Here is a 12,506-nt window from a genome sequence, read left to right as displayed (position 1 = left end):
GGCAGCGCGCCCGAGCGCCGCAGCGCCACGAGCTGCTCCACCCGCTCCCACCACGTCGACTCAACCTCGGGATGGAAGTAGTTGTCGCGGAGCCAGTCCGGATGCGGATGCCGGAACCGCCCGGCGACGACCTCGCTCCGACCGCCGAGCAGCCCACTTCCCACGAACACCGTGTTCAGCAGGCTCTTGCTCACCCCGAAGGAGTCGAGCGCGATCACGGGCACTCCGAGCGCGGTGGCCTCGATTGCGGCGGTCGAGCTCACCGTGACGAGACCGGCGGCCGTCTGCAGCGCGGCGGACATCGAGTCGTATGAGAACACCAGGTTCCGCGGCGGGCGCGACGGCAGCATCCCCGCGTAGGGTTCGCGTTCGAGGTGGGTCTCCGACTCCCCCGGGCGCGACCGCAGCTTCACCACCACGCGTCGCGCGGGCGCGGCCTCCGCCGCCCGCAGCAGCATGGCCGCGATCTCGGCACGCTCGCCCTTCCCGACGGGCACGAGCGCCTGCGCGGCGAACACGATGTCGGTCGCAGGCGGACGTGCCGGAGCAGCCGGTGCCGGGCGCTCGGCGATCGCGATGCCACCGCGACCGCCGGCTGCGGCGTCGACCCGCATCCGCTCCGGGTGCAGCATCCGCTGCCGGCGCCGGGCGAACGGCAGGGTCGCGAGCGCCACGGGCGTCTGCACGCCGATGCGTCGTCCGAGCTCTTCGAAGGCCCGCACCTCTCGATGGGAATGCACGACCAGCAGGTCGGTGTGACGGCGGTAGTCGAGCGCACCGCGCTGGGCGGGGATCGCCATGCCGGGAAGCCCCGAGACCGTGACCGGTCGATGCTCCAGCGCGTCGATGACGCGCCCCATCAGCCGCACGAACGGTCCGCGCCCGGCGAGCAGCACCACGTCGGGGCGCTGCCCGGCCAGCCAGGCCGCCGTCTCCGCGAACCTGATGCGGGTGATGTCGTCGGAGCCGAGCGTCGTGCCCGCCAGAGCGGTGCGCTGCTGCTCGACACTGGCCGTGAGCGGGGTGCGCACGAGCAGCAGGTGCGGACGCAGGCCCGGCACCGACCCGAGCAGCGAGGCCGCCCACTTCACGAAGGAGTCGGCGTCCGCGATGGCGACGACGCGGATGCCGGTGGCCTCGGTCATGCCGAGATGCGGCGCAGCTTCGCCATCGGCGCGCGCTCGCTGTCGAACACGCGCTTGACGCCGTCGCCGGTCGCGCGCTCGATCACGCGGATGTCGCGCACCAGGTGCTCGAGACCGGTCGGCTCGAGGGAGGCCGCGTGGTCGGAGCCCCACATCGTGCGGTCGAGCGTGATGTGGCGCTCGACCGCGACTGCGCCGATGGCCACCGCGGCGAGGGAGATCTGCAGGCCGCGCTCGTGCCCCGAGTAGCCGACGGGCACACCGGGGTAGCGGTCGCGCAGGGTGGCGATCACGCGCAGGTTCGCCTCTTCGGGCTCGAGCGGGTAGGTCGACGTCGCGTGCATGAGGACCACCCGGTCGGTGCCGAGCGTGTCGAGAGCCCGGTCGATCTGCTCGATGGTCGACATGCCGGTCGAGAGGATCACGGGCTTGCCCGTCTCGCGCAGGGCGACCAGCAGCTCGGTGTCGGTGAGGCTGGCCGAGGCGACCTTGTGCGCCACCACGTTGAGGTCTTCGAGGAAGTCGACGCTCGGCACGTCCCACGGCGACGCGAACCAGTCCAGGCCGAGCATGGTGGCGTGATCGCCGATCTCGACGTACTCGTCGCGGCCGAACTCGACTCGACGGCGGTAGTCGAGGTAGCTCATGACGCCCCACGGCGTCTCACGCGGAACGTCGCGCATGTGCTCGGGAGTGGAGATCTCGGGCGTGCGCTTCTGGAACTTCACCGCATCGGCGCCGGCGCGGGCCGCGACGTCGATGAGCTTCTTCGCGATGTCGACATCGCCGTTGTGATTGAGTCCGATCTCGGCGATGACATAGGCGGGACGACCGCCGCCGATCACTCGTGAGCCGATGCTGACAGTCATGATTCCTCCGGTCGTCGAGCGCTGGTGCAACCCCTCCCTCCTGACTACGGGCCGAGGATGAACACCGGGCGACGACCGGGTTACCGGCATCGGTCAGCTCGACAACACCCGTTCGATCAGTTCGCGAACAGCACCCTCGCCACCGCGGCGGCTCAGCACGACCCGGGCCTCTTCGATGACGAGCGGATGCGCGTTCGCGACCGCGATGGGCCACCCCACGATCCGCAGCGCCGGTAGATCGTTCACGTCGTTGCCGAGGTAGGCGATGTCGGCGAGGGGCACGTCGTTCTCCCGCGCCCACTTCCGCAGCGCCGTCTCCTTCTCGTCGATGCCGTGCAGGACCGGCACGCGGAGCTTGTCGGCGCGAGCGCGGACGACCGGATTGACCTCGGTCGACAGGATCAGCAGGGGCACACCGGCGCGGCGCAGCAGGGCCACCCCCATCCCGTCCTCGCGGCTGACCCGCACCCGTTCCCCGCCGTCTGCATCGATGATCGCGGTGTCGTCGGTGTGCACGCCGTCGAAGTCGGTCACGACCGCCCGCACCGGGATGCGCCCTGGAACCTCGTGCAGGGTCGCGAGAGCACGGGCGACCCGGAGCTGATCCGCATCGTCGATCTCGATCGCCGTCCACTCCGGCACCGCGGCGATGCGGATCCTGCCGAAGAACCGATGCCGGCTCTCACGGAACCCCGCGGCCCGGAACACGTAGAAGGCGCCGGTCTCGAGGTGGTGTGGTTCGCGGTCCTGGCGCCGCGGGCGGTGCGCGGCCTCGTGGTTGATCGCGACCGCCTCGCCGCGGTCCTCTTCCCGCCACAGGAACCCGTAGGTCTCGTGGGCCGCGAACACGCTGTCGGCCCGGTCGGCGCGAATCTCCTCCACGGCCGCGGCGAGCGCGTCGCTCGGGATGAACGGCGACGTCGCCTGCAGGAACGCCACGATCTCGACCCTCTCTCCGGCTGCTTCGAGCTCGTCGAGGGCATGCAGGATCGCGCTCTCCGAGGTCGCCGTGTCTCCGGCGAGCTCGGCGGGGCGGCGGATGACACGGGCTCCCGCGGTGTTCGCGACCGCGGCGATCTCGTCATCGTCGGTGGACACCACGACCAGGTCGATGCCGGATGCCGCGGTCGCCGCCCGAACAGCACGCTCGACCAGCGGGACTCCGCCCACCCGCTGGAGGTTCTTGCGCGGCACCTGCTTCGACCCGCCGCGCGCCGGGATGATCGCCACCGTGTGGGGCCGCTGCTCGTCCATGTCGTTCATCCTCGTCGTCATCGTCATCGTCATCGTCGTCATCGTCATCGTCATCGCCCGCGCAGCGCTCGCCAGGCACGACCGACTCGTCGCCGCGCGCCGAGGGCGTGGAGCCGCCACTCCTCGACCCTGCCCACTCCGCCGGCGGGGCGCAATGCACGGTTCAGGGCGCTCTCCCGCGGTGCTCCCGGCAACCGCAGCTCCGCAAGCCGTCGTGGCGCGAAATACCGATCCCGCTCGACCGGGTCCAGGTCGTGCAGCAGCTCTTCGGCGCGACCGCGCAGGTGGGCGGCGTTCTCAGGCTGCATCGCGTAGCCGACGGCATCCACCAGCAGTTGCAGCCGGGCGGGGTCGCTGTAGGGCGCGTCGTCGCGGGTGAGGGCATCGACCAGGGTCACGGGTATGCGGTTGCTGTTCTCGAACGGCGTCAGCGCCGCCAGCACCCGGTCGTTGCCCGCCGATCCGATCGCCCGACCGAAGAGCGTGTGCACGGTCGGCAACGCGGTCGAGAACCCGGCGACGACGGCCAGCGCATCCAGTCGTTCAGCGAGCAGCTCGGCCGCGAGCGGGCCGCGATACTCGACGAAGTCGATCCCGTGCACGTGCGCCCGATCGCGAACCGCCGCGGTCATCAGCGGCGGTGCGGCGGGGTGCGGCTTGAAGACGATGCGCTGCGGAGCCCACCGCGCGGCGCGGTCGATCAGCTGCTTCTGCAAGTCGATCTCCGCGGCGGGCGTCATGAGTCCGAGCGCCGACAGGTACTGGCCGAGGACGAGCACGCTGGGCGGATCGTCGCCGACGCCCGGGTCACCGGCATCCGTCTCCCGCAGTGCCGCCGCGAACACCGAGGGAGGAACCGGCACGATCTCGGCCCGAGGAGACCCGACGAGCGGCCGCACTCCGGGCACCACGTCCGTATGGACCACGCGTTCGATGCGCGCCGCGACCGCATACGGCAACCGCACCCGCATCGGCGAGTAGGTCATGAGCCCATCCCCCACGATGGTGATCCGCGCGTAGGGGAACAGCGCCATCAGGGTGCGGGCCGGCGCGACCTGCGGGCTCTGCACGAACAGCTCCAGGCCCTGAGGATCGAGTCGCCACGCCCGTACGAGCAACCGCTCCAGGATCGGGAGGTCGGCCTCAGCGGGTTCCCACGAGCTCGGATGCAACGGGCCGAGGACATCTTCCAGCGGCTCGACGCGGTCGAACCGCGCGCGCAGCGGCCCGAGCACGGGGTCGCCCGCGATGCCGACCGCCGTCTCCGGCACCCGGCTCGAGGTGAACGGCACCAGGATGCGCTCCGCCCCGCCGTCGCGGCCGAGGAGCCCGGCGTCGATCGCCGCGGCGGCCGTGGCGAGTCCGTACGCACTGTGCAGCGCGAACAGCTGGGTCATACCGCCCGCCCCGCCTGCCGGAGAACGCGCGCCAGCACCCGCCGGCGCGGCCCGTCGAAGCGCGTGAGCGTCTCGTCGAGTTCGTCGTCCGGCAGGCGGCGGAGCATGTCCCGAATGCCGCCGCGCATCTCGGCGCGCAGCCGCGGGCTCATCCGACGCGCACGCACCAGGTGGTGGGAACTGAGCGCGAGCGCGGTCCACACGACCTTGGGCAGGAAGCGCTCCGCCTCCGCGTCCTGCTCCACGACGGCGATGACCTCGTCCATCGCCCTGGCGAAGTCGAGCTGGCGGCGATCCCTGGCCTGGGTGAGGGATGTCGCGACACCGCGTCGGTAGAGCAGCGCGGGCGCGTCCACGACCGCGAACGACCGCGCGCGAAGATGGAGCCGCCAGATCCAGGGTCGGTCCTCCGCCGTGAACAGGCCCTCCGGGAACTGTGCCAGCCCGTCGTCGAGGATCCTTCGGTGGAAGACACCCGCCCACGCGTAGGGGTAGTCGACCATCGTGGATTCGTTCTCGGGCAGGATCGCCTCCCTCGGAACGAGCACGCGTTCACGCCACGGGTGCGGGGCCCGCACGAGCGCCCGGTGCGATCCGGTGACCGTGACGTGGTCGGTGCGGAGGAAGTCGCAGTCCAGCTCGCGCAACCGCGCCGTCAGCACGTCGAGCCGCCGCGGCTGCATCCAGTCGTCGCCGTCGAGGAAGCAGAAGGCGTCGCCCTCGACGCGTTCGAGCCCTTGATTGCGTGCGGTCGCGAGCCCCCGGGCGATCGGGTTCCGGATGACCTCGACGCGCGGGAGCCGCTCGGCATACGCGCGCATGAGCGCACCCGTGTCGTCGCGTGAGCCGTCGTCGATCGCGACGAGCTTGAGCGCCGACGCATCCTCGAACTGGCGGGTGAGCGTCTCGAGCGTCGTCCCGATGTACGCGCCGGCGTCTTTCGCGGGCAGGATGACGGTGACGAGGGGTGTGCGCACGGAGCTCCAGGGAGAGGCGGTGTCCCGGAATCGTGCCAGGTCACCGTTGCCGGACGGCGACCTGGAGGTGAACGACCGGTGTCCGCCGATGCTGCGGCCCGTGCGCAGTGAGGTGTGGCCCCGTACCCGAACGGAGCCACACCTCCCAGTGCTACGCACTGCCGAACGCGAGGCGTTCGGAGAGCGGGGCCACCGATGATGGCCCCGCCCGCCTCGTGCCCTGCTGACCCCCATCAGCCGGACCCGGGACGTTGTGTGTCGTCGCGCTCCCTCCCCCTAGAGATACGCGCGACGACACGTAACATAATACATGTCGCATTTCGTGAAGCTGTACGTAGGCCGAGATCCGGCGCTCGACTCGCGGTCGAGTTCGCGAGGATCCGTTCGATCGGCGACGATGGGAGCATGCTCTGGCCCTTCGGATCGACGTGGCGTCCGGTGCGGCAGAAGCAGCGCGACACCCTGGACCTGCGATGGCTGACCGCCCGGACCTGGACCCGACGCTGGTACCCGCAGGGCATCGACCTCGGCGAGTGGCGGAGTCGACGCACCGTGGCGGTGAGCTGGTTCCGGCAACAGCTCGACGGCGTGCATCTCGCCTCCCGCGTGACGTTCGTCGACCTCGAGCGCTCCCGCCATCTCGACGTGCTGCTCGCCGTCCCCGGCAACGACGGCGAACTGCAGCCGGCACCGATCCACGCCGGTGGACTCGCCTGGTTCGACGACCGACTCTTCGTCGCGGCGACCGGTCGCGGAATCTGGGAGTTCGACCTCGCAGACGTGCGGACGGTCCGCGGCGCCGCCGCTCAGCGCATCGCCGGCGGGCGACCTCGGCGCGGTCGCACCACGGCGCTCGTCGCCGTGCGCACGCACGTGCACCCGGTCGCGCTGCGCTGCTCGTACCTGGGTCGAGTGTTCGACGAGGACGGCACTCCCCTGCGGCGTGTCCTCATCGGCGAGCACCGCACCGACGACAGCGGCCGGATCGGAGAGTTCTCGATCCCGGAGGACGCCGACGGCCGATTCACCGAGGAGCACGTCTTCAGCCCCGGCATCCCCCGCATGCAGGGAGCGGTGCGGTGGGGAGACCGCCACTTCGTCTCGCAGTCCGACGGCCTGCGCCCCGGTGCGCTGTGGAGCGGGCCGCGGTCGGCGCTGGAGCAGGACGACATGCCCCTCCCGGTCGGCTGCGAAGACCTGGCGCTCGACATCGACGCCAAGCTGCTGTGGTCACTCGGGGAGCACCCGTGGCATCGGGTGGTGCGCGGCATCCCGTTCGCTCGACTCGGCATCGAGAGCACCGGCGCCGAGCCGCCCGCGCGGCGAACGTAGACTGGAGGGGTGAAGAAGCCCGCGCCTTTCCTCGTCTACACCGTGCTGCGGCTGCTGGCGTTCCTCGTCCCGCTCGCCATCCTCTGGTTCTTCTTCCCGATCTTCCGCGAATACTGGTGGCTCGCCGCGATCTTCGCCGCGCTCATCGGCATGAGCATCTCGATGCTGTTCCTGCGCACACCGCTCACCGACGCTTCGGCCCGACTCGCGGAGCGCCGCGAGAGTCGGTCATCGGGCAGCCAGGCCGATGCGGATGCCGAGGACCAGGCGATCGACGCGAACGAGCCCGGCGACGACCCGAAGGTCTGACCGCCGCGCTGCGGCTCAGCCGACGAACGCCCAGAACAGGGCGCCGGCGTACAGCAGTGATGTCAGCGACGTCAGGGCGAGCGCGGTCACCAACTCCCTCGGCTGCCGGTAGGCCCAGACGATGACGATGGCAGGGAGTCCCGCCAGCAGTGCGAGGAGCGAGATCCATGCGATCGGGAACAGCAGCGCGAGGAACACGGCGATGCCGAACGGCGCCAGGACGAACAGGGTGAACAGCACCTGCGTGGCGCGGCGTCCGATCAAGACGGTCAGGGTGCGCTTGCCGACCTCGCGGTCCTGGTCGATGTCACGCAGGTTGTTGGCGAGCAGCACGGCACACGCGAACAGGCCTGCTGCGATGGCTCCGAGCCACGCCTGCAGCGGCAGCTCGAACACCTGCACCCAGGTGGTGCCGAGCGTGGCGACGAGGCCGAAGAACACGAACACGAAGACCTCGCCGAGGCCGTAGTACCCGTACGGCCTCTTGCCGCCCGTGTAGAACCAGGCCGCGACGATGCACGCCGCACCGACGGCCAGCATCCACCACTGCTCGGTGCGCACGACGATCGCGAGCCCGACGACCGCGGCGAGCGCGAAGAAGATCAGGCCGATGATCAGGACGGTACGTGGCTTCACCCGCCCGGATGCCGTCAGGCGCGCGGGCCCGACGCGGTGGGCGTCGGTGCCGCGGACGCCGTCGCTGTAGTCGTTCGTGAAGTTCACGCCGATCTGCAGCAGCACCGCGACGGCGAGGCACGCGAGCGCGATCACCCAGTGGAACTCGGGGCCGGTGCTGCGCGCCGCACCGGTTCCGATGATCACCGGGGCGATCGCGAGCGGGAGGGTGCGCAGCCGCGCAGCCCCGATCCAATCGGATGCGGTGACCGGCCCCGCCTCGACGACCGGACGCCGCGCCGGGTTGCCGCTGGTGCGGGCCGGGGTGTGCTTCGCGGTCCGACTCTTCTTCTTGCGCTGGGAGGATGCTGCCACGCAGGGAATCCTACTGGCCGGGGCGATGCCCGACCTCAGCGGGATGACGGATCAGGGGTTCGGGTTGCTGTCCTTGCCGTCGAGCCAGAGCGTGTCGGAGGCGTCGCCGTGCGCACCGCCCGTGCCGACGTGCTTGCTGCTGATCTGCGGGCCCTTGGTGATCACGTGCACGAGGGCCATCGCGTGCCCCTGCCCCAGCGCGTAATCCTCCTTGAGCCACGCGACGATGGGCGTGGCCTTCGTCGTCCGGTCGAACCCCTTCTCCGTCGCGAGCTCGATGAACTGTCGCGGGGTCAGCCCCGTCTTGGTCTCGATGTTGTCGAGGTATGCCTGGAAGGACATGGTGCTCCTGGTGCTCAGTCCTCGTCGAGGAACGTCTGGATGATGGTGGCGGATGCGTGGATGCCGATGATCCTGAGGACCCCGTCTCCCGCGTTGGTGAAGCAGTGGGGGACGAAGGCGGGGCCGGTCGCGGTGTCGCCCGCCCCGGCGACGAAAGTCTCCTCGCCCACGGTGATGCGGGCAAGTCCCTCGATAACGACCCAGGTCTCGGCGTAGGGATGCCAGTGCCGCCCCGGGCCTTCGCCCGGTTGGTTCTCGACGAAGAAGTACGACACCTCCGCGCCGTGCTCTGCGCCGACGAACCTGCGACTGCGGCCCGTGCCGATGCGGATGTCCGCGCCGGCGACGACTCCGGATCCGGGGGTTGTGCTGTTCATGACTCCAGTCTCGACAGCGCGCAGGGCCACCCCTAGAGTTTCGATGTGAATCGAAACACAGGGCCCGTCGAGGGCGTCGAGCACCCCGACCACCGCGTCGAGTTCCACCTGAGCCCCGGCGATGTCGAGGCGGTGCGATTCGGCATCTCGCCCGGGCACGAGCTGGCCCACGCCGTGCGGGTCCTGCGGCGCCCCGAGGCGCATCCCCTGCAATGGGGGTGGCTGCGTGCCGTGCGCGAGCGCCTGCCCCGCGAAGAGTTCGCCCTGCTCGCGACCGTCATCGGGGACGACGGCTACCTGCCCGACTTCCTGACGACCGCACCGCGATGGGACCTGAGCCCGGAGGGCGAGCTCGACGAGCTGCGCATCACACCTCTCGACCCGATGCGCGTCGACTTCGGGAAGATGGTGCGGCGCTCGACCGGAGCGCGGCAGCGGGCGCTGGGCGAGATGCAGGGGAAGCCGGCACGGGCGCGCTCGATGATCGCCGACGCCTGGTCCGCGGTATGGGATGCCGCGCTGGCTCCCGTCTGGCCGCAGCTCGAACGCCTGTTGCGCGCCGACATCGCGTTCCGTGCGCAGCGGATCGCGACCGGCGGCATCGCGGGGATGGCCGGAGACCTGCACCCACAGGTGACCTGGGGAGAAGGCGCCGTCCGCGTCTCGCTGCGTCGCCACAGCGAACAGGTCGACTGCCGGGGAAGCGGCCTGGTGCTGGTGCCGTCGGTCATGTCGTCGTGGGGCTGCATGGTGCTCACCGAGCCCCCGGCGCAGCCGACGCTGTTCTATCCGGCCCGCGGCGTCACCGCCGGCTGGGCGCGGGACACCGCCGACATCGAGGACGCTCTGGGCGCCCTGCTGGGTCCGGCCCGCGCGGGAATCCTGCTCCGAGCCGGAACCGCCCGCACGACATCGCAGGTCGCTCAGGATGCCGGTGTCGCGGTCTCGACCGCGTCGCATCACCTCACCGTGCTGCGGGGCGCGGGGCTGATCGGCAGCGAGCGCGACGGCACCCGGATGCTGCACCTGCGCACTCCCCTGGGCGAGGCGATGGTGGGCGCGGTGCTCTGACGCGCTCCCGACTACTCCGCCGAGCCGACCGGGATGATCGGCCGGTGCTCGTAGTAGGTCTGCAGCACCACGGTGGTGCGGGTGCTGACGTTCGCCGCGAGCCGCACGTCACGGACGAGCTCCTCGAGCGCACGCGGAGACGGCACGCGAACGAACAGCATGTAGCTCGCGTCACCGGCGATGGAGTGGCAGGCCTCGATCGCGTCGAGGTGCTCCAGCAGCTCCGGAGCGTTGTCGGGCTGGGCGGGGTCGAGCGGGGTGATCTCGATGAAGGCCGAGAGCGGGGTGCCCACCTGCTCGGGGTCGAGGATCGCCTGGTAGCCGGAGATGACTCCCCTCGTCTCCAGCCGGCGCAGACGCGACTGCACGGCCGAGACCGACAGGCCGACGGCCTCCGACAGCTGGGAGAGCGTGGCGCGCCCGTCACGGGAGATCGCGGTCAGGATCGCGCGGTCGACAGAATCATCCATGGCTGTAAGATTATCGTCAGGATTCCGTATATGCCGGAATCTTTCCGTTGAAAACTCCGATCGGAGGTCCCGATGTCCCTTCTTTCCGCCAACAGTTCCGCTGTCCAGGCCATCGTCGGCGAACCCGAGGTCGTCGAGGACGCGTCGATCGCCGAGCAGTCCGCCGCCTGGGCGCAGCTGAAGGACGCCGCGATCGCCCTCCGCGAGATGCAGATCAAGGACGGCTCGATCCCGGCTGCCGCGCACCACGCCGCGGCCCGCGAGCTCGTCGGCGCGATCACCGCCGCGATCCGCGCACTCGCCCCTGCCTTCCCGCACGACGCGGAGTACCTCACCGCCTCCGTGGTCGACTTCGACCGCTGGGCATCCGAAGACTTCGGCGTGCCGGACTTCCTCGATTCGCTCATGGCCTTCCAGCCGCAGCAGACCCGCGTCGACGGCATCCGTCACCTCGTCGTGTTCCCGATGTACACGCAGAACGGCTCGAGCGACCGCCTGGTCGAGGCGCTGATCGTCGAGACGATCTGGCCCGAGTTCATCGCCGCCCTCGAGGCCGGCGACTACGGCAACAAGCTGTTCGTCTCGCTGCGGCTCGTCGACTTCACGCCCGGCTACGACACGAACTCGGCCGTGCTGTTCCCCGAGACCGTCGCGATGCGCGAGATCCCGACCTTCACGTGGGGTGCGATCTTCCAGGACCGCGAGGCCGCTCGCTACCGCCGCGTCACCCGTGCCGCAGCGGAGATCACCAACCTCGATCTGCCGGAGCGGGCCGCCGCCATGCTCGACGACCAGCAGGTGGCCGAGAAGACCTTCGTCATGTGGGACATCATCCACGACCGCACCCACATGCGCGGCGATCTGCCGTTCGACCCGTTCATGATCAAGCAGCGGATGCCGTTCTTCCTCTACTCCCTCGAGGAGATGCGCTGCGACATGACCGCGTTCCGCGAGTCGGTGAAGATCGAGCGCGCCCTCGCGGCCCGCATCGCCGCCGGTGAGGAGCTCACCGAGACGGAGCAGGAGATGCACGATTACGCGCACCTCGTGCAGTACGCGGTGATCTTCGACCGCATCTTCCGCTTCTCGATCACGGGCACCCGCACGCGCAACTACGACGCGGTGGGCGGACAGCTGCTGTTCGCGTGGCTGCACCAGCGCGGCGTGCTGCACTGGACCGACACGGCTCTCACCTTCGACTGGGACGCCGTGCCGGATGCCGTCGTGGCCCTCGGCGACGCGATCGACGACCTGTACTGGCACTCGATCGACCGTCCCAAGGTCGCGCACTGGCTCGCCGCCTACGAGCTCGTCCGCGGCACGCTCACCCCGCACCCGGCCTCGCAGTGGGCCCGCGGCCTGTCGGACGAGATCCTCGCCGGTGCGCCGAAGGGCTACACGGATGCCGTGATGGACGACGAGTTCCCGCTGTCGATGTTCTTCGAGACCCTTCACAAGAAGATGAAGCCCGTCATCGAATCGACCGTGGGCATCCGCGGCACGGACGACTGATGACCACGCGCGCATGGCGCGCGTTCCGAGTGTGACGCTGGGGCGCACCGCGCTGCGGCCGGAGCCTGTTCTGCGGATCTCTCCGCGGGTTCCGGCCGCAGAAGCCCCTCCGAACCGGAAGAGTGAGCGACATGGATGAACTCATCGACTCGAGACTGTCCGGCCGCACGGTGGTGCTCGCAGGAGCGACCAGTGCGGCGGGGCGGGCGGCGGCACGCGCTCTGCACGGTGCGGGGGCACGGGTGATCGCGACCGGCCGGTCCGCAGAAGGGCTGCAGCAGTTGGCGGATGCGGGCACGGAGGTCTTCCTCGCGGATGCGACCTCGCTCGACGAGATGACGGTTCTGGCGGGGCAGATCGGCCCCGTCGACGCGGTGGTCCCCCTCGTCGGGGGCTGGCGCGGGGGCGGCGGCCTCGCCGGGCAGTCCGACGAAGACTTCGCCGCGCTGCTGCCCGCGCTC

The 12,506-nt window shown here is 70.4% G+C and carries 14 protein-coding genes; 5 read left to right on the top strand and 9 right to left on the bottom strand.

Annotated features, from left to right (window positions below; genetic code table 11):
• From GZ67_RS0104500 to GZ67_RS0104480, 5 genes are all read right to left on the bottom strand, one after another.
• On the bottom strand, positions 1-1,145 hold a 1,145-nt coding region (locus tag GZ67_RS0104500; RefSeq protein WP_029273776.1), incomplete at its 3' end, for a DUF6716 putative glycosyltransferase.
• On the bottom strand, positions 1,142-2,014 hold the full coding sequence (locus GZ67_RS0104495) for an N-acetylneuraminate synthase family protein (RefSeq protein WP_029260868.1): 873 nt from the start codon (positions 2,012-2,014) through the stop codon (positions 1,142-1,144). The genes GZ67_RS0104495 and GZ67_RS0104500, both read right to left, overlap by 4 nt.
• Positions 2,015-2,107: 93 nt before the next feature.
• On the bottom strand, positions 2,108-3,388 hold the full coding sequence (locus GZ67_RS0104490) for an acylneuraminate cytidylyltransferase (RefSeq protein WP_197021018.1): 1,281 nt from the start codon (positions 3,386-3,388) through the stop codon (positions 2,108-2,110).
• On the bottom strand, positions 3,319-4,665 hold the full coding sequence (locus tag GZ67_RS0104485; RefSeq protein WP_029260866.1) for a polysialyltransferase family glycosyltransferase: 1,347 nt from the start codon (positions 4,663-4,665) through the stop codon (positions 3,319-3,321). The genes GZ67_RS0104490 and GZ67_RS0104485 overlap by 70 nt, the downstream gene beginning before the upstream one ends.
• A complete protein-coding gene (locus GZ67_RS0104480) occupies positions 4,662-5,642 on the bottom strand; it encodes a glycosyltransferase family 2 protein (protein ID WP_029260865.1) in 981 nt (326 codons plus the stop codon). Before GZ67_RS0104480 ends, GZ67_RS0104485 begins: the two co-directional genes overlap by 4 nt.
• A gap of 405 nt (positions 5,643-6,047) precedes the next feature.
• Between GZ67_RS0104480 and GZ67_RS0104475 the strand changes: the two genes are divergently transcribed.
• Together GZ67_RS0104475 and GZ67_RS0104470 are read left to right on the top strand one after the other, a co-directional pair.
• Complete coding sequence (locus GZ67_RS0104475) at positions 6,048-6,974, top strand: hypothetical protein (protein WP_029260864.1); 927 nt, start codon at positions 6,048-6,050, stop codon at positions 6,972-6,974.
• A gap of 9 nt (positions 6,975-6,983) precedes the next feature.
• On the top strand, positions 6,984-7,283 hold the full coding sequence (locus GZ67_RS0104470; RefSeq protein ID WP_029260863.1) for a DUF4229 domain-containing protein: 300 nt from the start codon (positions 6,984-6,986) through the stop codon (positions 7,281-7,283).
• A gap of 15 nt (positions 7,284-7,298) precedes the next feature.
• Here GZ67_RS0104470 and GZ67_RS0104465 read toward each other — a convergent pair whose 3' ends face one another.
• From GZ67_RS0104465 to GZ67_RS0104455, 3 genes are read right to left on the bottom strand one after another with little or no spacing between them, the layout of a single operon-like run.
• Positions 7,299-8,273: a 1,4-dihydroxy-2-naphthoate polyprenyltransferase gene (locus GZ67_RS0104465; RefSeq protein ID WP_029260862.1), complete on the bottom strand. Its 975-nt coding sequence runs from the start codon at positions 8,271-8,273 to the stop codon at positions 7,299-7,301.
• Between the two features lie 51 nt (positions 8,274-8,324).
• Positions 8,325-8,615 carry a DUF4287 domain-containing protein gene (locus GZ67_RS0104460; RefSeq protein ID WP_029260861.1) on the bottom strand — a complete coding sequence of 97 codons (291 nt, stop codon included), beginning with the start codon at positions 8,613-8,615 and terminating at the stop codon, positions 8,325-8,327.
• A 14-nt stretch (positions 8,616-8,629) separates the two neighbouring features.
• Entirely contained in the window at positions 8,630-8,992 is a 363-nt protein-coding gene (locus GZ67_RS0104455) for a cupin domain-containing protein (RefSeq protein WP_029260860.1), read from the bottom strand.
• A 45-nt stretch (positions 8,993-9,037) separates the two neighbouring features.
• Between GZ67_RS0104455 and GZ67_RS0104450 the strand changes: the two genes are divergently transcribed.
• Positions 9,038-10,063 (top strand): ArsR/SmtB family transcription factor, encoded by a 1,026-nt coding sequence (locus tag GZ67_RS0104450; RefSeq protein ID WP_051662334.1) that lies wholly within the window; start codon positions 9,038-9,040, stop codon positions 10,061-10,063.
• Positions 10,064-10,074: 11 nt separating this feature from the next.
• On the opposite strand, the gene GZ67_RS0104445 is transcribed toward GZ67_RS0104450, so the two are convergent.
• Positions 10,075-10,533, bottom strand: coding sequence for an Lrp/AsnC family transcriptional regulator (locus tag GZ67_RS0104445; RefSeq protein ID WP_029260858.1), 459 nt, complete (start codon positions 10,531-10,533; stop codon positions 10,075-10,077).
• 72 nt (positions 10,534-10,605) lie between these two features.
• Between GZ67_RS0104445 and GZ67_RS0104440 the strand changes: the two genes are divergently transcribed.
• Complete coding sequence (locus GZ67_RS0104440) at positions 10,606-12,045, top strand: DUF6421 family protein (RefSeq protein ID WP_029260857.1); 1,440 nt, start codon at positions 10,606-10,608, stop codon at positions 12,043-12,045.
• A 131-nt stretch (positions 12,046-12,176) separates the two neighbouring features.
• Positions 12,177-12,506: SDR family NAD(P)-dependent oxidoreductase (locus GZ67_RS0104435; RefSeq protein ID WP_036330099.1), on the top strand; the 330-nt coding region annotated here is incomplete at its 3' end.

The organism is Microbacterium sp. Cr-K20, from assembly GCF_000708325.1.
In the GTDB taxonomy this organism is placed as follows: Bacteria; Actinomycetota; Actinomycetes; order Actinomycetales; family Microbacteriaceae; genus Microbacterium.
The sequence above is the reverse complement of the archived record's forward strand: the minus strand, read 5'-3'. Positions and strand labels throughout refer to the sequence as shown.

Bases quoted from the DNA above. Each gene is read 5' to 3' on its own strand.
- GZ67_RS0104475 (WP_029260864.1), top strand. From the start codon at position 6,048: ATGCTCTGGCCCTTCGGATCGACGTGGCGTCCGGTGCGGCAGAAGCAG.
- GZ67_RS0104440 (WP_029260857.1), top strand. From the start codon at position 10,606: ATGTCCCTTCTTTCCGCCAACAGTTCCGCTGTCCAGGCCATCGTCGGC.
- GZ67_RS0104445 (WP_029260858.1), bottom strand. From the start codon at position 10,533: ATGGATGATTCTGTCGACCGCGCGATCCTGACCGCGATCTCCCGTGAC.
- GZ67_RS0104485 (WP_029260866.1), bottom strand. From the start codon at position 4,665: ATGACCCAGCTGTTCGCGCTGCACAGTGCGTACGGACTCGCCACGGCC.
- GZ67_RS0104455 (WP_029260860.1), bottom strand. From the start codon at position 8,992: ATGAACAGCACAACCCCCGGATCCGGAGTCGTCGCCGGCGCGGACATC.
- GZ67_RS0104495 (WP_029260868.1), bottom strand. From the start codon at position 2,014: ATGACTGTCAGCATCGGCTCACGAGTGATCGGCGGCGGTCGTCCCGCC.
- GZ67_RS0104460 (WP_029260861.1), bottom strand. From the start codon at position 8,615: ATGTCCTTCCAGGCATACCTCGACAACATCGAGACCAAGACGGGGCTG.